The organism is Streptomyces sp. 71268, from assembly GCF_029392895.1.
Lineage (GTDB): Bacteria > Actinomycetota > Actinomycetes > Streptomycetales > Streptomycetaceae > Streptomyces.
On the sequence record NZ_CP114200.1, the window covers coordinates 2,875,801 to 2,894,746 of the forward strand.

Sequence of the window (18,946 nt, forward strand, 5' to 3'; positions counted from 1 at the left end):
GGGGCGGCCGTCCCGGTCGGGCCGGCCGCCCCGTGAGCCGGCCCCCTACTCGGGCCGTACGGTCAGGAAGTCCGCGAGGGAGGAGGCCAGCGCCCTCGGCGCCTCCTCGGCCACGTGGTGCCCGGAGTCGATGCCGTGGCCCCGTACGTCCGGTGCCCACCGGCGCCAGATCCGCAACGGGTCCCCGTACAGGTCCTCCAGGTCGTCCCGCAGCGACCACAGGACCAGGGCCGGGCACCGTACGTGCCTCCCGGCGGCGCGGTCCTCCTCCTCGTGTCGCCGGTCGACGGTGAGGCCGGCCCGGTAGTCCTCCAACATCGCCCGCACCACGTCGGGGTCGCGCGTGGCCGCGCGCCACTCGTCGTGGTTCTCCTGGCCCATGCTCAGCGGATCGCCGTGGTACCAGCGGTCCGGGTCGGCGTTGATGACCCGCTCGGGGATGTCCGGCTGGGCGAAGAAGAACCAGTGCCACCACTGCGTGGCGAACTCGGCCGTGATGCGGGACAGGTGCTCGCTGATGGGAAGGCAGTCGATCAGCGCCACCCGCGAGACCGCGTCGGGGTGGTCGAGCGCGAGGCGCAGCGCGACGGCGCCGCCCCGGTCGTGTCCGGCGAGCGCGAAGCGGGTGTGGCCGAGCGAGCGCATCACCTCGACCACGTCACCGGCGACGGCCCGCTTGGAGTACCCGGTGTGGTCCGCGGTGGGCGCCGGGCCGGTGGACCGGCCGTACCCCCGGAGGTCCGGGCAGACCACGGTGAAGCCGCCCTGGACCAGGAGCGGGGCGACCCGGTGCCAGGTCGCCGACGTCCGGGGATGGCCGTGCAGCAGCACCACCGGCGGCCCCTGCCCGCCGTGCCGTACGAAGATCGACGCATCGCCGACCCGGACCCGTTCGGCCTCGAAGCCCTCGAACAAGGCTCACACCTCCGCACTCGTCGCCACACCGCCCGCCACGTCCGCCGGTCGGGAGCGGCCTCGCGCTCCCCCGGTCGGAAGCGACCACGCACTCACCCACGTGCCCACGTACCTCACCGGACGCCGGGCCGACAGGCGGCGGCGCGGCCGGCCTCCGCGTCGGCGGGTGCTGGACCGACACGGCCTTCCGTCTGCCCCCTGGGGCGCCGTGAACACACCCTCCCGTTCGCGGCGCGCCGCCGAAGCCCCCACCCCCGCTGTCGCCGCCCGGCGGGTACGGGGCCCCCATGCTGTCGGGCCCGGCGAGTACGGGGCCCACCCACGCTGTCGCGCCCGGCGAGTACGGGGCCCACCCACCCCGCCTGGCCTGGGCTCGACGCGCAGTCATACGCGTGGGACGCGTTCGCCCGGGTACTCGGGCCGCCGTGTTCCTCTTAGATCTCGTCCCCATCCCCGGCCGCCGCGCGGGTCCGTCGCGCGGCCGGCCGGATCACACCCCACGCGTGCGGCGCCCGCCCGACCCGGCGCCCACGACCACCCACCGACCGGCCACGCCACGGCCCTCCCGGGCGCCGGTGCGCGTACCGCGCCGCACCCACCCGACGGGCCCTGGCGCACGGCCGGGCGCGAGCGCCGGGCCCGCGTCGGGTCCGCGCCCCCTCACCCGACGGGGGCCACACGCTCGTCCGGGCGCGCGCCGCCTGGCTGAACTCGCCGGGCGCTGCCGTTTGTGGAGCGCCCCCCACGGTCAAGGCTGTGACGTTGCCGCTCTCGGTACCGCACGACACCGTCCCCCAGGCACGGAGGAATGATGGGCAAGTCCAATCCGATCAAGGCAGCGGCCGAGAAGCTGGCCGACGCGCTGCGCGACGTCCCCGGCCCGGCCGACGGCATCCCCGGCAAGCCGGGCGCCGAGACGCCACCGGTCGACGAACCGACCGAGCCCCGCGGCCCCCTGCCGCCCAAGCCCGACCAGGGCTCCCCGGCCACCGTCTCCCCCACCGGGCAGCCGACCGGCGCCGACCCCGCTGACGTGGCACAGGGCGGTCAGTACCTGACGACCGCGCAGGGCACGCGGCTGTACGAGACGGACAAGTCGCTGAAGGCCGGTCCGCGCGGCCCGGTGCTGCTCCAGGACCACCACCTGCGCGAGAAGATCACCCACTTCGACCACGAGCGCATCCCGGAGCGCGTGGTGCACGCGCGCGGCGCGGCGGCACACGGCGTCTTCCACGGCTACGGCACGGCCAGCCAGGTGACCAAGGCCGCGTTCCTGGCCAAGGACGTGGCGACGCCGGTGTTCGTGCGCTTCTCCACCGTGCTGGGCTCGCGCGGCTCGGCCGACACCGTGCGCGACACGCGCGGCTTCGCGACGAAGTTCTACACCACCGAGGGCGTGTGGGACCTGGTCGGCAACAACATCCCGGTGTTCTTCATCCAGGACGCGATCAAGTTCCCCGACATCATCCACGCCGGCAAGCCGCACCCGGACCGGGAGATCCCGCAGGCGCAGAGCGCGCACGACACGTTCTGGGACTTCGTCTCGCTGCACACCGAGGCGGTCCACCACACCCTGTGGAACATGTCCGACCGTGGCATCCCGCGCTCCTACCGCACGATGGAGGGGTTCGGCGTCCACACCTTCCGGCTGGTCAACGCCGAGGGCAAGACGACGCTGGTCAAGTTCCACTGGAAGCCCAAGCTGGGCGTGCACTCCATGGTCTGGGAGGAGGCGCAGATCACCGGCGGCGTCGACCCCGACTTCCACCGCCGCGACCTCGCCGACGCGATCGAGGCCGGCGCGTACCCGCAGTGGGAACTGGGCATCCAGACCTTCCCGGACACCCCGGAGCAGATGTACGAGGGCATCGACCTGCTCGACCCGACCAAGATCGTCCCGGAGGAGATCGCGCCCGTGCAGCCGATCGGGCTGCTGACGCTGAACGCCAACCCGACCAACTTCTTCGCCGAGACCGAACAGGTCGCCTTCCACCCCGGACACCTGGTGCCCGGCATCGACATCACCGACGACCCGCTGCTCGCCGGCCGGCTGTTCTCGTACCTGGACACCCAGATCACCCGGCTCGCCGGCCCCAACTTCGGTCAGATCCCGATCAACCGCACGCACGCGCCGGTCAACGACATGCTGCGGGACGGCTTCCACCAGGACGCGGTGCACCGAGGCGTCGCCCCGTACCGGCCCAACTCGCTCGACGGCGGCTGCCCGTTCCTGGCCGGCGCGGACACCGGCGCGTACATCGAGGTGCCGGTCGAGGTGCCGGCGGCCCGCAAGGTACGGGAGTCGCCGGCCACCTTCGAGGACCACTTCAGCCAGCCACGGCTGTTCTGGCAGAGCCTGACGGACGTGGAGCGCGAGCACATCATCGCCGCGTACACCTTCGAGCTGGGCAAGTGCTACGAGAACGCGGTCAAGGAACGCCAGCTCAAGGTGCTGGCCAACATCGATCCTGAGCTGTGCGAACAGGTCGCCACCGGCCTCGGCCTGCCGGTGCCCGAGCCCACCGTGGAACTCACCCCGGTCCAGCCGAGCCCGGCCCTGTCCCAACTGGGCCAGACCTGGCCGGTGGAAGGCCGGATCGTCGGCATCGTCACGGGTGGCGGCGGTGACCTGGACGGGGTGCGCGCGGTGCGCCAGGCGGTGCTGGACGCGGGCATGGTGCCGCTGGTGGTGGCGCCGTCGGGCGGCCAGCTCGGCCCGGCCGCCGACCCGATCACCATCCAGCGCTCGTTCGCCACCGCCCGCTCCATCGAGTTCGACGCCCTCCTGCTGGCCGGCGTGCCGGGCCCGGGCGCGGACGCGTACGGGGCGCGCGACGCCAAGGCCGGCGACGAGGCGGCACGCGCCGCCGCCGCGACCGACCCGCGGGTGCTGCTGATGCTCTCCGAGGCGTACCGGCACGGGAAGGCGATCGGCGGCTGGGCCGACGCCGACACGGTGCTGGCCGCGGCCGGCATCCCGGCCGACGCGCCGGGCGTCGTGGTGGCCGAGTCCGGCGACGCCGCCCTCGACCGCGTCACGGAGCTGCTGGGCAACCACCGGGTCTGGGAGCGGTTCGCCCCCGCGATCTGACCCCCTCGCCCACGACACGGGGCCCGCGCCCGCCTCCCCGGGCCGGGCCCCGAGCCGTGCCGTTCCCGACACCCGATGCCACCCGCGACACGGGTCCGTGAGGCCGCGATATCGAGGGGAATACGCCGTGTGGACCCCGGGTACGCGAGGAGCGGACGTCGATCGTCCCCCGACGAAAACCGATCGTCGACTAACGGAAGGAGACGCACGTGCTGATGGCCCACCCCGCGGTTCTGCAGCGGCTCGTCGACCAGTACGAGGCCCTGCGTACGCTTCACGCGGAGGCCGGAGACGAGGCCGCCCGACAGCGTATGGACGACGTCGCCTACACCCTGTGCGTCTCGACGGGCACCCGTGACGTGGACACCGCGCTGATCTCCGCCCGCTACCACCTCCCCGGCGCCCGCGTGCAGGACGACTCCCTGCTCTCCAGTGACGACGACACGGAACCGGCCCAGCCGGTCCCGGGCGGCGTGTGACCCTCGCCGCACCCCCGGCAACCCCAGCGCCCGCGTGCCGTGGCACGCGGGCGCTGGATTGTTTCAGCGGCTCACGGGGGCGGGCTTGGGCAGGGGGCTACGCGTCACGCGTCCCCGTCGCCCCCGCTCGGCTGCGGCTCCCGGGGAGCCTCCGGCGGCATGGGCCCGCCGTCGTGCTTCCCCCCGTCGTCCTGCGCGACGTCCCGCAGGTCTCTGGGGTGCCGGAAGGGGACCCCGCGCCACCCTTCCGCATCGGGTGTGCGGTTCTCGTACGTCTCGACGGTCGCACCGCTCATCTACCAACCTCCTCTTTCGCCAGCGACCACACCGCCGTACCGTCGATGGCATGGCCCGTCGGGCCACAGGGGCTTCCCCTGTGGCGGGTCCCCCGCTCCGGCGCTCGACCTGTCCAGGGCTCCACCGCCGGGGCGGGCGTCGCACTCGCCGCCGCCGGGCCACCGGAGATGGGTGGCGGAGCCAGCGCGGCGAAGTATGTGGTTCCACACGTGCACGGCTTTGGGCAGGGCGAGACGTGCGGCTTGGTTCGGCCGCGCCGCGCTAACCCGGTTCGTACTCCCCGTGCGGTGTGGCCCGCTCCCACACCAACTCGAACGCGGTGCGCACGAGTTGGACCACTTCCGGGTCCGTGCGCCACTCGCGGTCCACGACGTCCCCCGCCCCGGAGAAGTACGTGAACAGCACCGACTCGCCGTCGAACAGCCACAGGTCGGTACCGGGCAAGGGGATGTCGGCGGCCTGCCGGCGGGGCAGCCAGCGGACCGACTCCCCCGCCGCGATGTTGGCGAACGTGATGTCGTGCTCGTACCTGATGTACTCCGTGACCGGCTCCGAGACGATGCGAGCCCGCCGCATGACGACCCCGCGCGCCGTCGCCTCTTCCACCACGTCACGCCATGTTCCCCACCAGTCCGGCAGCCTCGCCGGGTCCCCGTTGTACCGGTGGCCAGCACGCCAGCGGGCGAACTCCGTGTCGGCCGGGGTGTAGCTGTCGCGCATCTCCAGATGCACGGCGGACCGCCGCGCGCTTGAGATCCCGTCACGTACGGGGTGCGTCACCGTTGCCGCCCTCCGGTTGCGGGTGAGTTCAGTCGCTGTGGGTTACATCATCGGGCCGTCAAAGGGGGCTATCTAGCCTGTTTCCTGTTGCCGCAAGAAGTCGTCTCGGAGGCGCGAAACGAGCGCACGCATTTCCTGGCCGCCAATCGCGACATTCTCGAACCCGTCGAACTTCTTCGTATACAGCTCCACATCCCTGGCCTCACTCGTGGTGACCTCGGCATGTGGAATCTCAACAATGACCAGGTTCGCGTCGAAGAGAACGAACGAGGAACTTGGCAGGTCCGTCATCGGCGCTGCCAGCGGGACGACGCTCAGAGTCACGTTCGGCATTCGCGACACACTCATCAGCTTGTCCAACTGTGCTGCCATCTTGGACGGCGATACCAGTTGCCACCTGAGCACGGACTCGGTGATCACGAAGCGGAACGTGCGGTCAGCCTCAAAAAGAACCTCCTGCCGGAGAAGGCGTGCGCCCATCATCTTCTCCAGCACTCCGTCCGTGTACCCGTGCCGGCCGAGAACGGCACGGGCGTACTCGGGAGTCTGCAGTAGACCCGGGACACAGGCAGGCTGAAAAAGTCGCATGAGGCTCGTCTGAGCCTCTATGGCCCTGATCTCGTTCTGATGCTTGTGAACGCCAGTGCGTCGGTATATGCGCCACGCCGTGGCCTCTGTGGCTGCCTGACGGGCCACCTCGGCCAGTCGCGCCTTGACCTCCTCGGAGACCTCCAGAGCCGAGAGGATGCGCTCCACGTCGATGAGGCTGGGCGCCAGGACACCGTTCTCGATCTTGCTGAGCTTGCTGGGAGACATGACGGCGCTACGGGCCACCGCCTTGGCCTGCTTCCCGCTGGCCGCACGGAGGTCCCGTAGCGCTCGACCGATATGGACGCCTTTCACGCCGACTTGTGCAGCTCCCACCAGTCCCGGAAGGGAACAGCGAGGCTCATGGCCGTGTCACGCCGCTCCAGCCACTCGTGCGCTTCTTTCTCGGGGATGAGTTCCGCGCCCAGGAACTCACCGCCGTTGCCGTATTGCATGGTGACGACGGTCCGTTCGTCGAACGCCCAGAAGTCCGGCGCGTCCGACAGCGGGTTCGGCTCGTCGGTCGTGTCGAGGATGAAGAACTCCTCGCCCGCCTCCTGGTTCCGCACGTACCCCCAACCCAACTCGAACCGCAGGTAGTCACTCAGCGGTCGGGCGAGGACGTGTACCCGGTACATGCGCTTACCAGCTTGCGTAGCCTCACGAACGGTGGTGACCCAGCCAGCCGACTTGTACGCCGCCGGCTGCGGCTCGCCGGCAAGGAAGGCGCGGTAGGCGTCCACTCCGCCCGACTTGCTGTAGTCGTCCAGGGTCTCCAGTCGGAACGCTTCCCGCTCGAAGCTGGTGAAGAGTTTTCCGAATTCGTCAGGCGAAATGTTCACGGGCCACCCTCAAGAGCAAGGACATCGGGACACGGACGACGGTCTCGTTGTCCGGTAACCGCATGGTGGCGAGCGCCTCCTCGTCGTCCACCTTGAAGCCCTGGACAAGGACGTTCTCCGATTCTGCTATGCCCCACACGGTCGGGCAGGGCCCCTCGTCGCACTCACTGGCGAGTCGCTTGATCGTCACCGGTTGCCCCCTGTCGATTGGCGTCCGGGACGATCCTCGCAACCGCCCAGCGGGCGGGCAAGGCAACTCAGTTGAGGGAACGGGAAACCGGGAACCTGGCGCGAACGGTGTCTGTCCGACTCCCGCTCGGCCAGGAGCACGCACCGGCCGGCTGACGGCGTCCGCCCGCTCCCCACCGATGGTCAAGGCCGCGCACACCGACTCGGTGGCTGCCCGTAGGCTGCGCCTGGTTCAGCCTGCCGAGGGGGCGGGCGGCGCGTGGGGGGTGCGTTCACCTGATAGCTGATCGTCGTCGTTCGGCGAACTCACCCTCGGTGGCGCACCGGGCCGCCAGGGGTCTGGCCTGGGTCGCCGCCACGGCGGCCGTGCTCGCGGCGCTCCTGTTGTCGCCGTTCGTGCTGGAGGGTGTCTCCGACGCCAGGGACACGGACTGGAACAGGCTGAGCCAGGTCGGCGCCGCGTACGGGTTCACGTCGGCCGTCGTCTCGGCGCTCGCGTTGGCCGGCGTCGCCGCCTCGCTGATCACGCAGAACCGGCAGGCCAGGGCCGAGCAGATCCACGGAATCCGCGGGTACTACCTGGAGCTGGCCCGCCTGGAGCTCGACGACATGGAGCTGTACCAGCCCGTCTGGGGTGACACGGACATCGCCGATGCACACCAGCGAAAGCGTCATGTCTACGCCGACCTGATGATGAACTACGCGTGGATGGGTTACGAGGTCGGCACCATCCCCGAGCCGCTGCTGCGCGACATGCTGGCCGGGATGTTCACCGGCGAGGCGGGGCGGCACTACTGGGAAAGGGCCCACGCCTCGTGGGCCGCCAGTGCGTCCGGAAGCCGCGTCGGTCGCCGCTTCCTGGTCGTCGTGGGCGAGGAACACGCCCGCGCCGTCGCCTCCGGGCCGCCCGTACGCTCCCCCACTCCCCCGGACCCACCGGCCGTGCCTCCCGCCGGACCGCCCTCCGCATGGCAGGCGACGATCGGCACCCTGGTCGGCCTGGGCACCGGCCTGGCACTGGGATCGATCCTGCGCGGTCGCAGCCGCAGCCGACGCTGAGACCAGCAGGCAGAGGGGGCCGCGACCACGGCGCCTCAGGCGGCGCTGACGGCGTCGAAGCCGTCCCAAGAGATTCCCACTTGTCTCAGCGCACCGCATGGGAGACGGTAAGCGCTGGTCAGCGGGTGGGCGAGCTACCCGGGGGAGGCGTACGCGGGCAGTCGCGTACGCGGTGAAGGAGAGCGATGTTCGCGATATCACTGGGGGACGACGGCGCGGAGCTGCGCCCGCTGGAGCCGTGGCACGCCGAGGAGTACTTCGCGCACATGGAACGGTGCCGCGAGTACGTCACCCGCTACGTCCCCATGCCCGACCGGGCCACCGACGTGGAGACGGCCCGTACCTTCCTCCAGGCACGCGCGGACAACGCGGCGGCCGGCCACGGGGGCTTCTTCGGCATCTGGTCGCAGGGCACGCTGGTCGGTGGTGTGCTCTTCGTCGCCCTCGACGCGAAGATGGGCACCTGCGAGGTCGGCTGCTGGCTGGAGGAGGCGGCCGTCGGCCGTGGCCTGGTCACCCGCGCCATGCGGCACCTCATCGACTGGGCCGTGGACGAGCGCGGCATCCACCGCGTCGAGTGGCAGGCGGCCACCGCCAACACGGCCAGCATCGCCGTGGCGAAGCGGCTTGGCATGACGTACGAGGGAGTGCTCCGTGGCAGCTTCCCGCACCGTGGCGCGCGCCTGGACATGGAGGTGTGGTCGGTGCTCGCACCGGAGTGGCGCGAGCACCGCGACACCCTGACGCGCCGCTGACCTCCGCGCACGCGTATTTCGCTTGATCCACATCGGGTTCGCGGGAGACGCTGACCGGTGGCCCGCCGGGCGGGCGGGCCGCTGGTCGGCGCGGAGCCGACACAGCTCGGTCGATACGGCAGGGGGCGCGATGTTCGCGAAATCGCTGGGGGACGACGGCGCGGAACTGCGCCCGCTGGAACCGTGGAACGCCGAGGAGTACTTCACCCACATCGAGCGCTCCCGCGAGTTCATCGGTCGCTACATCGGCCTCGCCGACGCCGCCGCCGATCTGGACTCGGCCCGCGCGTTCCTCCAGTCGTACGCCGACAAGACGGCGGCCGACGGTGGCCGTATCTACGGGATATGGCTGGAGGGAACGCTGATCGGTGGCGTCCTGTTCCGCGTCTTCGACGCGCGGGAGGGGACCTGCGAGGTGGGTTGCTGGCTGGAGGAGACCGCCACCGGGCGTGGCCTGGTCACCCGCGCCATCACCGTCCTCGTCGACTGGGCGGTGGACGTACGCGGCATCCACCGCGTCGAATGGCAGGCGGACGCCGCCAACGCGGCCAGCCTCAAGGCCGCGCAGCGGCTCGGCTTCGTGCGCGACGCGGTGTTGCGGGGCAGCTTCGCGCGCGGCGGTGGCCGCCGCGACGTCGAGGTGTGGTCCGTGCTCGCCCCGGAGTGGCGCGAGCGCCGTGCCGCGCGGGCGCGCGGCTGAACCGACACCGCTGACGCGTCGTACCCCACGGCTCCCAATTCCGTCTCGACGCGGCCCTGTTCACGCCCTGTGGCGTCAACCGCCGTGGCCCGCCCCCGGCAGCGGCGGCTGGCCCGGATGGGCGCGGAGCCCGTCCAGCACGATGGTCAGGTAGCGCCGCCACAGGTCGGACGGGCGCTCCCCCGGCAACGCCATGACGGCGTCGATCATCGCGGCGATCGGCGCGATGTCCGCCCCCGTGACGCCCTCGCGGAGCGCACCCTGCGCCCCCGCCCGCGCCAGTAGCGTCTCGCAGTGCTGACCGATCTCCGCCCGGACCCGGGCGAGGCCGGAGTCCTCCAGGGCACCCTGCCGCATCAACTCGCGCAACCCCCTGTTGTGCGCGGCCCGCTCCAGGGCCCGGGCCAGGAAGTCGGCCAGGGCGCCAAACGCCTCCTCCTCGACCGACGCGTCCCGTGCCCAGGCCGCGATCTCGGCCAACTCCTCGGCGAAGACGGCCTCCGCGAGCGCCCCCTTGTCGGCGAACTTCCGATAGACCGTGCCGACGCCGAGCCCCGCGTGGTGCGCCACGTCGTTGAGCGTGGCCTGCAACCCCCGCACGGCGAAGACCTCGCGCCCGGCCCGCACGATGCGCTGCCGGTTCAGCTCGGCGTCCCGCCGCAACGGACGGGCCCCGGCCGCCGCCGACGCGCCACCACTCTCCCGACCACCCATGAGCCATCCCTCCATCGGCGCACACCCCAACAACTGGATAGAGCATATCCGCTTCGTGGTACGGTCCCGGTGAAGCGGATACGAGCTATCCGCATAGTGCCTACGGGCCGCGCCAGACGGCACGCGCGCATGCCGTACGCCGCATGCCGTACGCCGCGCGCACGACCGACGGGCACCACAGGCCAGGGGAAGGGGAGCCGCGATGCGGACGGTGGTCATCACCGGGGGAACGGACGGGCTCGGCAAGGGGCTCGCACTGCACTACCTACGCCACGGAGCACGGGTCATCGCCGTGGGCAGCACGCCAGCCAAGGGCGCGGCCCTCCTCGCGGAGGCGGCGGCCGAGTCGGCGGGCGACCGCGCCACCTTCTTCCAGGCCGACCTGACCTCGGTGGCCGCCACCAGGGAACTCGTCGCCCGCATCCAGTCCACGAGCCCCACGGTGGACCAGCTCGTCCTGTGCGCGCAGCGGTACCGGCTCTTCGGCCCCCGCTCCGTCACCCCCGAGGGCTTCGAGCACGCCTTCGCGCTCGGTTACCTCAGTCGCTACGTGCTCAGTCACGGCCTGCGCACAGCGCTGGAGGCCGCGCCGCGCCCGGTCATCCTGAACGTGGGCACACCTGGCGTCCCGCTGGGTCGCCTGCACTGGGACGACCTCCAACTGGAGCGCCGCTACGGCGGCTTCAAGGCCACCTTGCAGGCGTTCCGCGCCAACGACCTACTCGGCGCGGTGTACCCGTCCCGCTACCCCGACACCCCGATCCGCTACGTCGGCTACCACCCCGGCGTGGTGTCGACCGGCATGCCGCACCACCTCCCCCCGCCGTGGCGCGCCCTGACCAGGGCGACGTTCGCCGTGCTGGCCACGTCGGTCCCGAAAGCCGTCGCCCCGATGACCCACCTCCTGGACGAGCCGCCGGTCGACGCGTTCTCGGCGTACCAGAGAAAGCGCCGACTTGCCGTGACGGGTCGCGCGTTCGACGAGTCGGCGGCGGCACGCCTCCACGAGGTGACGCGCGAGCTGATCGGGGCGGGTTAGTGCCCCAGGGGCCCGCTGGTCGGCCACGGGCCCACTCGGCGCCCCTCTCCGCGTGACGCGCGCCGCGCGTCACGCGTCCTGGTCAACCCTGTACGCCGTCGAGGCGGCCGGCCTTCACCGACGCGAGCAGCGCGCGGAGCGCGGGGCGGGTGGTGGTGATCACCGTGGCGGGGTCGGCGCTTTCACGGAGATGGGAGGCGCCGACGGGGTCGGCGGCCAGCTCGACGCAGTTATCGGACCCTGGCTCACTGAAGCTGGACTTCCGCCATGTAAGCGACGACATATTTGCCTTCCCTGGCCGATGCGCAACGTAAGAGGTGACGCCGACCCGTGCCCGCCTCTCAGCTTGCCAGGCCGTCCAGTTGGTCAGCCTTGACCGACGCGAGCAGCGCGCGGAGCGCCGGGCGGGTGATGGTGATCACCGTGGCGGGGTCGGCGCTTTCACGGAGATGGGAGGCGCTGGTGGAACTGCTGGCTATCTCTACGCACGTGTCCGAGCCCGGCTCACTGAAGCTCGACTTGCGCCAACGCAACTGATTCATCCATGCCTTCCTAAAGCAAGGAGTACAAGATTCGCTGGATCAGCCCCAGCGAGTCCTTCACGCGGTGTGCCTCCGGCTGCACCGATGCGTCCACGGGAGGCAGCGCTCTGTCGCTCAGGCTAGCGAACCACTGGTTGTACCTGGAAAGCGAGTCACTATCTCCTAGGTACAGCGACTTCTCGACGTGCCCAACGACAACCGTGCTCAGCTCGGCCTCTGCAGGCACAGCAAGAGTGAAGCCCGTACCGAAAGCCACCGGGCCATCGAACGGCAGGATCTGAATCGTCACGTTGGGGCGCCGTGAGCCTTCGATCAGGAAGGCCAACTGCTCTCTCATGATCGAGCGATCACCGAAGGTCGCGTGAAGTGCAGCCTCGTGGATGACCGCGTGGAAGTATGCAGGTGTACCGCTCTCCATCACCTGCCGACGCCGCATACGGAACTCAATATCAAGGTCCTGCTCCTGCGGCGAAACGCGGGCATAGCCTCCCCTGAAGCCCGCCGTAGCGTACGCCGCTGTTTGGAGATGCACCGGAATGAACATGGGCTCGTAGATCAGCAGGCGCTCAGCTCTGGACTCCAAGTCGGCGATGTCCAGAAGCGACGATCGGACGCGGTTCCGGTAGGAGTCCCACCACCCTCCGCCCGCACCCTGGTCCAACTCGACCAGCGCCTCAATATACGTGTCACCTATCCCTGTCACGGTGTCGGCAAGTCGACGGAGCCGTTCCTGCGACAAGCTAGTCCGCCCAGCTTCCGCGTTACTCAAATGCGACTGGCGAGTACCCACCAGCTCAGCCGCTTCCGTGACGGACAGACCTGCACGCTCACGGAGCTTGCGGACCTCCGCCCCGAACCGGCGTTGCCGATAGCTGGGGTTGCTCCTGAGTCCCACGATTTCCACCTCGATCGCTCAGTCGGGTTGTACACATGTCACGCTACTCGCTACCTTGAGTATGGCGCCAGTCACAGCAGGCACTCAACTGGAGGCTGCCATATGCGCATGCCTGAACAACCCTGGTCCTACGGCCTGTTCATCCCCCACGATCCGCGAGCCGTCGGCGTCGTACGGGCCACGGTGCGCAGCGTGCTGCGGGCCGGGGGTCTCAACTCGCTGACCGACAAGGCCGAGTTGCTCGCCTCGGAGCTGGTGACCAACGCGTACCGCAACGCGCACGCCGACGCGTTCGTCAGCATGGACTGGCAACCGGGCGACTTCCGGCTGACCGTCTGGGACACGGGGGCCAGGCTGCCCGTGCCGCGCGCGGCGGCGGTCGGTGACGAGTGCGGGCGCGGGCTGGCCATCGTGGAGGCGGGCTCCGACGACTGGGGTGTGGAGCGGCACGACGGCGGCAAGGCCGTCTGGTTCTCGCTCAAGCCCCCGCACGGCGGATGAACGCCGACCCCACCCAGTGGGCGTCCCGCGTCTACGACGGCGACGCGAACTGGCTGGACACCTACCGGCGCGCGATCTACGCCATGCTGGTCAGCGACCCGGAGCGGGCGCGGCGGCTGGAGCACCTGCGACAGGTATTCGCCGAGGCCGACTGCGTCGAGAACGCCAGGTGGGCCGCGGTGCAGGTCGGCGTGTTGCTGGACGCGGCGCATCGGGAGGTCGTCGGCCGGTGACGTGACCGGCGCGGGCCGCCCGAGCCAGCCCCACGGGCCCGGGCGGCCCGAGCCCGCCGTTAGCCAGCCCCACTCCGGGGCATCCGGGAAGGGTTCTCCCCCGATTCACGAGGCCCTGGAGGTGCGGCATGGGAACGATGGCTGCGGTACGAGGTGGCCGAGGCGCGGCCCGCAAGGCGGCGAACAGTTCGGCCATGGACGCCGCCGCGCGCTGGGGGCTGGCCGCCCGTGGCGTGCTCTACGTCCTGGTCGGACTGCTCGCGCTACGGCTCGCCTTCGGAGGCGGCGAACAGGCCGACAACGGCGGCGCGCTACGCGAGCTGGGCAGACAGCCCTTCGGCGCCTTCCTGATCTGGGCCGTCGGCATCGGCATCGCGGGGTTGGCCCTGTGGCGGCTGTCGGAGGCGCTGTTCGGCGCGGCGGGGCCGGACGGCCGCAAGGCCCGTAAGCGGGCGATGTCCGCCGGGCGCGCCGTGTTCTACGGGTTCATGGCGTACTCCATGATCTCCTTCGCCATCAAGGACCAGGGCAGCGGTTCCAGCGACAAGAAGTCCCGCGACGTGACGGCCGACGCCTTGGGCTGGCCGGCCGGACAGTGGCTGGTGGGCATCGCCGGGCTCGTGATCGCGGGTGCCGGCGTCTGGATCGTCGTCCAGGCCGCGCGCCGCTCGTTCCACAAGCACCTCAAGCACGCCCAGATGTCGCGGCGCACCCGGAAGGTGATCGACGTACTGGGCGTGGTCGGCGGGGTGGCGCGCGGCGTGCTGTTCGCCGTGGCGGGCGTCTTCGCCGTACGGGCCGCGCTGGACTACGACGCGAGCCAGGCCAAGGGCATGGACGACACCCTGCGCACCTTCGCCGACACCCCGGCCGGCCCGTGGCTGCTCGCGGCGATCGCCGTGGGCCTGATGCTGTTCGGCGTCTTCTCGCTGGCCCTTGCGCGCTGGCGACGGGTGTGAGGGATGCGGGGTTCGTACCCGGCGGGCCTCGGCTCGGACCAACCGGTACCGACTCCTGACCCCGAAAAACCCGAGAGCGCCCGGGCCGGCATTGCGGCCCGGGCGCTCTCGTCAGGAACAGCCCGTGGAGCCCTCGCCGCGACGGCGAGTCCCCACCCTCGCCTCAGCGGCGAGCGTCACGCGTGGACGACGTCCTTCTCCTCCGCGAAGTGGCACGCCGACTCGTGGGCCGCGGGGGTGTTCTGGCCGGCGAACCGTTCCGGGATCGCGAGCAGCGGCACCTCCTTGGCGCACTTGTCCTCCGCCTTCCAGCAGCGGGTGCGGAAGCGGCAGCCGGAGGGCGGGTTGGCCGGCGAGGGGACGTCTCCGGAGAGGATGATCCGCTCGCGGCCGTCGCGGGCCTCCGGGTCGGGGACGGGGACCGCCGACAGCAGCGCCTGGGTGTAGGGGTGCGTCGGGTGGTCGTAGATCTCCTCGTCCGTGCCGATCTCGGCCATCTTGCCCAGGTACATCACGCCGACCCGGTCGGAGATGTGCCGGACGATGGACAGGTCGTGCGCGATGAAGATGTAGGACAGGTTGAACTCGTCCTGGAGCTTCTCCATCAGGTTGATGACCTGCGCCTGCACCGACACGTCCAGCGCCGAGACGGGCTCGTCGCAGATGATGATCTCCGGGTTGAGCGCGAGGCCGCGGGCGATGCCGATGCGCTGGCGCTGGCCGCCGGAGAACTGGTGCGGGTACCGGTTGATGTACTCCGGGTTCAGGCCCACCACGTCGAGCAGGTCCTGCACCTTGCGGCGCCGGTCACCCTTGGGCGCGACCTCCGGGTGGATCTCGAAGGGCTCCCCGATGATGTCGCCGACCGTCATGCGCGGGTTCAGCGACGTGTAGGGGTCCTGGAAGACCATCTGGATGTTGCGGCGTACGGCCTTCAGCGCGCGCCCGGACAGCTTGGTGATGTCCTGGCCCTTGTAGAAGACCTCGCCCGCGGTCGCCCGCTCCAGCGTCATCAGCAGCTTGGCGACCGTGGACTTGCCACAGCCGGACTCGCCGACGATGCCCAGCGTCTCGCCCTGGTAGAGGTCGAACGAGACGCCGTCCACGGCCTTGACCGCGCCGATCTGGCGCTTGAAGAGGATGCCCTGGGTCAGCGGGAAGTGCTTGACCAGGTTGCGGACCTGGAGGATCGGCTCGCCGCGCTCGACCGGCGCGTCGATCACGGCCTCCACCTCCTCGACGGACGCGGCGTCGGCCACGTCCACCTCGGTGATGTTCGGGGTGGCGTCCTGCGGCGCGTCCTTCTGGCCGGCCGCCTCGTCCTTCTTGGTCGGGTCAGCCATGGATCGTCTCCTTCCAGAAGTGGCACGCGCTGCCGCGACCCGGCAGGTCGGTGCCGTCCTGCTCGGTCACGGGGTGCAGGATCGGCACCTCGCTACGGCAGATGTCCTGCGCCTTCGGGCAGCGCGGGTTGAACGCGCAGCCCGAGGGGATACGCGTCAGGTTGGGCGGCAGGCCCTTGATCGCGTAGAGCTCCTGGCCCTTCTGGTCCAGGCGCGGGATCGAGTCGAGCAGGCCACGGGTGTACGGGTGCGCGGGGCGCTTGTACAGCTCGTGCACGGGCGCGGTCTCCACGATGCGGCCCGCGTACATCACCGCGATCTTGTCCGCGACGTCGGCGACCACGCCGAGGTCGTGGGTGATCAGGATGAGGCCCATGTTGTACTCGGCCTGCAACTCCGCGAGCAGGTCCATGACCTGGGCTTGCACGGTCACGTCGAGCGCGGTGGTCGGCTCGTCCGCGATGATCAGGTCGGGCTCCAGGGCCATCGCCATCGCGATCATGATGCGCTGGCGCATACCGCCGGAGAACTGGTGCGGGTAGTCGTTCACCCGGTCCTTGGCGGCGGGGATGCGGACCCGGTCCATCAGCTCGATGGACTTGGCCTTGGCGGCCTTGCGGGACAGCCCCTGGTGCACCCGGAACATCTCGCCGAGCTGGTAGCCCACGGAGAGCACCGGGTTCAGCGAGGAGAGCGCGTCCTGGAAGATCATCGCGATCTTGCGGCCACGGATCTGCCGGCGCTCCTCGTTGGACATGGTCAGCATGTCCTCGCCACGGAACCGGATCTCGCCCTGCGGGATACGGCCCGGCGGCATGTCGAGGATGCCCATGATGGCCTGGGCCGTCACGGACTTGCCGGACCCGGACTCGCCGAGCACGGCCAGCGTCTCGCCGGCGCGGACGCTGTAGTTCACGCCGTTGACGGCCTTGACCAGGCTGTCCCGGGTCTTGAACTCGACGTGCAGGTCCCGGACTTCGAGGAGCGGGGTCTTGCCGTCGTCTTCGATACGCCGGCTGGGGGCGCTCGCGGTCTTGTCGATGGTGGTCACGTACGCCTCCCTCAGCGCAGCTTGGGGTCGAGGGCGTCGCGCACCGCGTCGCCGAGCATGATGAACGCGAAGACGGTCAGGGTCAGCATGCCGGCCGGGAAGAACAGGGCGTGCGGGTTGTTCCGCACCACCTTGGACGCGGACGAGATGTCGATGCCCCAGGAAACCGTCGGCTCCGCGAGCCCCATGCCCAGGTAGGACAGGGTGGCCTCGGCCGAGATGTAACCGCCGAGGGCGATGGTCGCCACGACGATCACCGGCGCCATGGCGTTCGGCAGGATGTGCTTGATCAGGATGCGGCTGGTGCCGGCACCCAGTGCCTTGGCCGCGACCACGTAGTCCGCCTGCTTGGTCGTGATGACCGAGCCACGCATGACGCGGGCGATCTGCGTCCAGCCGAGGAAGGCCAGCGCGCCGATGACGACGGGCACCGAGCGGTCGGTGAACGCGTTCAGCACGACGAGGGCGCCGAGCAGGAACGGGATGCCGAAGAACACGTCGGTGATGCGCGAGAGCAGCGCGTCCAGCCAGCCGCCGAAGTAGCCGGCGAGCATGCCCATCAGGCCGCCGACGATGGTCACGATGACCGTGACGCCGACGCCGACCTGGATGGAGGCGCGGGTGCCGTAGATGACCCGGGCGTAGATGCTGCGGCCCTGGTTGTCGTAGCCGAACCAGTCCGCCGTGAAGAAGCTGCCCAGCTCCGGCTTCTTGAGGAAGTGGTTGGTCAGGTCCGCGTCGCGCGGGTCGGCGCTGGTGAACCAGCCCGGGAAGAGCGCGATGAAGACCAGCAGCACCACGAGGAAGCTGGAGATGATGAAGTACGGGTTGCGCCGCAGGTCCCGCCAGGCGTCGCCCCACAGGCTGCGGGCCTTCTCCTCGCGCACCTTGTCCTCGAGCGAGGGGCCGGCGGCCGGTGCCTTCGGGCTGGTCGGGGTCGCGCCTCGATCTGCGGCGACCGCCGCGTTGCCGGCGCGGGTCCCGGGGCCGGACTGCGGGTTGTCGTAGATCTCAGGCATAGCGAATCCTCGGGTCCAGGACCGCGTACAGCAGGTCGATGATCAGGGACATGGCGAGGTAGACGAAGACCAGGCAGGTCACGATGCCCACCACGGTGCTTCCCTCGCGTCGGACCAGCCCCTGGTACAGAGCGCCACCGACGCCCTGGACGTTGAAGATGCCCTCGGTGACGATGGCGCCGCCCATCAGCGCGCCCAGGTCGGTGCCGAGGAAGGTGACGACCGGGATCAGCGAGTTGCGCAGCAGGTGGTTGACGACGATGCGCCGCTTGGGCAGGCCCTTGGCCAGCGCGGTGCGCATGTAGTCGGCACGCAGGTTCTCCGCGACGGTGGTACGCGTCAACCGCGCCACGTAGGCCAGCGAGAGGGAGCCGAGCACGATGCCTGGCAGCACCAACTCCTGCATGTTCATGGAGTCTTGGACCGTTGGTGTGGTCCACCCCAGTTCCGTGCCGAACACCGTCTGGAAGATGTAGGCCAGAACGAAGACCGGGATCGAGATGACCAGCAGGGTGAGGATCAGCACGCCGCGGTCCACGATCTTGCCCCGCTTCATGCCGGCGAAGACGCCGAGGATGAGGCCGAGGATCATCTCGAAGAGGAGCGCGATGATGGCGAGCCTGATGGTGACCGGGAAGGCGTCCGTCAGGATCTCGGAAACCGGTCGTCCGCCGACCGTCTTACCGAAGTCCGCCTGGAACAGGCCCTTCATGTAGTCCAGGTACTGCTGCCACAGCGGGTCGTCGAGCCCGTACTCGTGACGGAGCGCGGCGAGCTGGGCGGGGTCTGGCGCCTTGTCACCCCACAGCGCCCGGATGGGGTCGCCGGGCAGGGTGCGCACCATGACGAAGATGAGAAAGGTTGTCCCGATGAAGACCGGGATCATCTGGAGCAGTCGCCGCGCGACGTATCGCCCCATCGTGCCTCCGTTCTGGGGTCGGCCGAAGGCAGCCGC

23 protein-coding genes are annotated in these 18,946 nt (G+C 70.3%); 9 read left to right on the forward strand and 14 right to left on the reverse strand.

The window, feature by feature from the left end; genetic code table 11:
- Nucleotides 1-45: 45 nt before the first annotated feature.
- Complete coding sequence (locus tag OYE22_RS10555; RefSeq protein WP_277320164.1) at nt 46-915, reverse strand: alpha/beta hydrolase; 870 nt, start codon at nt 913-915, stop codon at nt 46-48.
- Between the two features lie 811 nt (nt 916-1,726).
- Here OYE22_RS10555 and OYE22_RS10560 point away from each other — a divergent pair.
- Together OYE22_RS10560 and OYE22_RS10565 are read left to right on the forward strand one after the other, a co-directional pair.
- Entirely contained in the window at nt 1,727-4,006 is a 2,280-nt protein-coding gene (locus OYE22_RS10560) for a catalase (protein ID WP_277320165.1), read from the forward strand.
- Nucleotides 4,007-4,215: 209 nt separating this feature from the next.
- A complete protein-coding gene (locus tag OYE22_RS10565; RefSeq protein WP_277320166.1) occupies nt 4,216-4,485 on the forward strand; it encodes a DUF5133 domain-containing protein in 270 nt (89 codons plus the stop codon).
- 104 nt (nt 4,486-4,589) lie between these two features.
- On the opposite strand, the gene OYE22_RS10570 is transcribed toward OYE22_RS10565, so the two are convergent.
- The 5 genes from OYE22_RS10570 to OYE22_RS10590 form a co-directional block, all read right to left on the reverse strand.
- Nucleotides 4,590-4,781 carry a hypothetical protein gene (locus tag OYE22_RS10570; RefSeq protein ID WP_277320167.1) on the reverse strand — a complete coding sequence of 64 codons (192 nt, stop codon included), beginning with the start codon at nt 4,779-4,781 and terminating at the stop codon, nt 4,590-4,592.
- A 262-nt stretch (nt 4,782-5,043) separates the two neighbouring features.
- Nucleotides 5,044-5,562, reverse strand: a complete 519-nt coding sequence (locus tag OYE22_RS10575; protein WP_277320168.1) for a DUF6879 family protein — start codon at nt 5,560-5,562, stop codon at nt 5,044-5,046.
- Nucleotides 5,563-5,634: 72 nt separating this feature from the next.
- Complete coding sequence (locus OYE22_RS10580; protein WP_277324082.1) at nt 5,635-6,450, reverse strand: helix-turn-helix transcriptional regulator; 816 nt, start codon at nt 6,448-6,450, stop codon at nt 5,635-5,637.
- Nucleotides 6,451-6,461: 11 nt separating this feature from the next.
- Nucleotides 6,462-6,992, reverse strand: coding sequence for a DUF6879 family protein (locus OYE22_RS10585; protein ID WP_277320169.1), 531 nt, complete (start codon nt 6,990-6,992; stop codon nt 6,462-6,464).
- Nucleotides 6,976-7,182 carry a hypothetical protein gene (locus OYE22_RS10590; RefSeq protein WP_277320170.1) on the reverse strand — a complete coding sequence of 69 codons (207 nt, stop codon included), beginning with the start codon at nt 7,180-7,182 and terminating at the stop codon, nt 6,976-6,978. The genes OYE22_RS10585 and OYE22_RS10590 overlap by 17 nt, the downstream gene beginning before the upstream one ends.
- A 314-nt stretch (nt 7,183-7,496) precedes the next feature.
- Between OYE22_RS10590 and OYE22_RS10595 the strand changes: the two genes are divergently transcribed.
- From OYE22_RS10595 to OYE22_RS10605, 3 genes are all read left to right on the forward strand, one after another.
- Complete coding sequence (locus OYE22_RS10595) at nt 7,497-8,240, forward strand: DUF6082 family protein (protein WP_277320171.1); 744 nt, start codon at nt 7,497-7,499, stop codon at nt 8,238-8,240.
- A gap of 185 nt (nt 8,241-8,425) precedes the next feature.
- Nucleotides 8,426-8,995 (forward strand): GNAT family protein, encoded by a 570-nt coding sequence (locus tag OYE22_RS10600; RefSeq protein ID WP_277320172.1) that lies wholly within the window; start codon nt 8,426-8,428, stop codon nt 8,993-8,995.
- A 130-nt stretch (nt 8,996-9,125) separates the two neighbouring features.
- Nucleotides 9,126-9,695, forward strand: a complete 570-nt coding sequence (locus OYE22_RS10605; RefSeq protein WP_277320173.1) for a GNAT family protein — start codon at nt 9,126-9,128, stop codon at nt 9,693-9,695.
- A 75-nt stretch (nt 9,696-9,770) separates the two neighbouring features.
- Here OYE22_RS10605 and OYE22_RS10610 read toward each other — a convergent pair whose 3' ends face one another.
- Entirely contained in the window at nt 9,771-10,409 is a 639-nt protein-coding gene (locus OYE22_RS10610; protein WP_277320174.1) for a TetR/AcrR family transcriptional regulator, read from the reverse strand.
- Between the two features lie 202 nt (nt 10,410-10,611).
- On the opposite strand from OYE22_RS10610, the gene OYE22_RS10615 reads away from it, so the two are divergent.
- Entirely contained in the window at nt 10,612-11,448 is an 837-nt protein-coding gene (locus tag OYE22_RS10615) for an SDR family NAD(P)-dependent oxidoreductase (protein WP_277320175.1), read from the forward strand.
- An 82-nt stretch (nt 11,449-11,530) separates the two neighbouring features.
- On the opposite strand, the gene OYE22_RS10620 is transcribed toward OYE22_RS10615, so the two are convergent.
- The 3 genes from OYE22_RS10620 to OYE22_RS10630 are packed head-to-tail and all read right to left on the reverse strand — an operon-like array spanning nt 11,531 to nt 12,885.
- A complete protein-coding gene (locus tag OYE22_RS10620; protein ID WP_277320176.1) occupies nt 11,531-11,731 on the reverse strand; it encodes a DUF397 domain-containing protein in 201 nt (66 codons plus the stop codon).
- A gap of 58 nt (nt 11,732-11,789) precedes the next feature.
- Nucleotides 11,790-11,990: a DUF397 domain-containing protein gene (locus OYE22_RS10625; RefSeq protein WP_277320177.1), complete on the reverse strand. Its 201-nt coding sequence runs from the start codon at nt 11,988-11,990 to the stop codon at nt 11,790-11,792.
- Between the two features lie 10 nt (nt 11,991-12,000).
- On the reverse strand, nt 12,001-12,885 hold the full coding sequence (locus OYE22_RS10630) for a helix-turn-helix transcriptional regulator (RefSeq protein WP_277320178.1): 885 nt from the start codon (nt 12,883-12,885) through the stop codon (nt 12,001-12,003).
- Nucleotides 12,886-12,993: 108 nt separating this feature from the next.
- On the opposite strand from OYE22_RS10630, the gene OYE22_RS10635 reads away from it, so the two are divergent.
- The 3 genes from OYE22_RS10635 (at nt 12,994) to OYE22_RS10645 (ending at nt 14,578) form a co-directional block, all read left to right on the forward strand.
- The gene (locus tag OYE22_RS10635; protein ID WP_277320179.1) at nt 12,994-13,386 is read left to right on the forward strand and encodes an ATP-binding protein; all 393 of its coding nucleotides are present in this window, start codon (nt 12,994-12,996) and stop codon (nt 13,384-13,386) included.
- Nucleotides 13,383-13,619 carry a hypothetical protein gene (locus OYE22_RS10640; RefSeq protein WP_277320180.1) on the forward strand — a complete coding sequence of 79 codons (237 nt, stop codon included), beginning with the start codon at nt 13,383-13,385 and terminating at the stop codon, nt 13,617-13,619. Before OYE22_RS10635 ends, OYE22_RS10640 begins: the two co-directional genes overlap by 4 nt.
- Nucleotides 13,620-13,747: 128 nt before the next feature.
- Entirely contained in the window at nt 13,748-14,578 is an 831-nt protein-coding gene (locus tag OYE22_RS10645; RefSeq protein WP_277320181.1) for a DUF1206 domain-containing protein, read from the forward strand.
- Nucleotides 14,579-14,754: 176 nt separating this feature from the next.
- Here the strand turns inward: OYE22_RS10645 and OYE22_RS10650 are convergent, their stop codons facing one another.
- Genes OYE22_RS10650 through OYE22_RS10665 form a run of 4 tightly spaced genes read right to left on the reverse strand, consistent with a single transcriptional unit; the run spans nt 14,755 to nt 18,910 of the window.
- Nucleotides 14,755-15,921: a dipeptide ABC transporter ATP-binding protein gene (locus OYE22_RS10650; protein WP_277320182.1), complete on the reverse strand. Its 1,167-nt coding sequence runs from the start codon at nt 15,919-15,921 to the stop codon at nt 14,755-14,757.
- Entirely contained in the window at nt 15,914-16,972 is a 1,059-nt protein-coding gene (locus OYE22_RS10655; RefSeq protein WP_277320183.1) for an ABC transporter ATP-binding protein, read from the reverse strand. Before OYE22_RS10655 ends, OYE22_RS10650 begins: the two co-directional genes overlap by 8 nt.
- An 11-nt stretch (nt 16,973-16,983) precedes the next feature.
- Entirely contained in the window at nt 16,984-17,991 is a 1,008-nt protein-coding gene (locus OYE22_RS10660; protein WP_187063730.1) for an ABC transporter permease, read from the reverse strand.
- Nucleotides 17,984-18,910, reverse strand: coding sequence for an ABC transporter permease (locus tag OYE22_RS10665; RefSeq protein ID WP_277320184.1), 927 nt, complete (start codon nt 18,908-18,910; stop codon nt 17,984-17,986). Before OYE22_RS10665 ends, OYE22_RS10660 begins: the two co-directional genes overlap by 8 nt.
- Between the last annotated feature and the right edge of the window lie 36 nt (nt 18,911-18,946).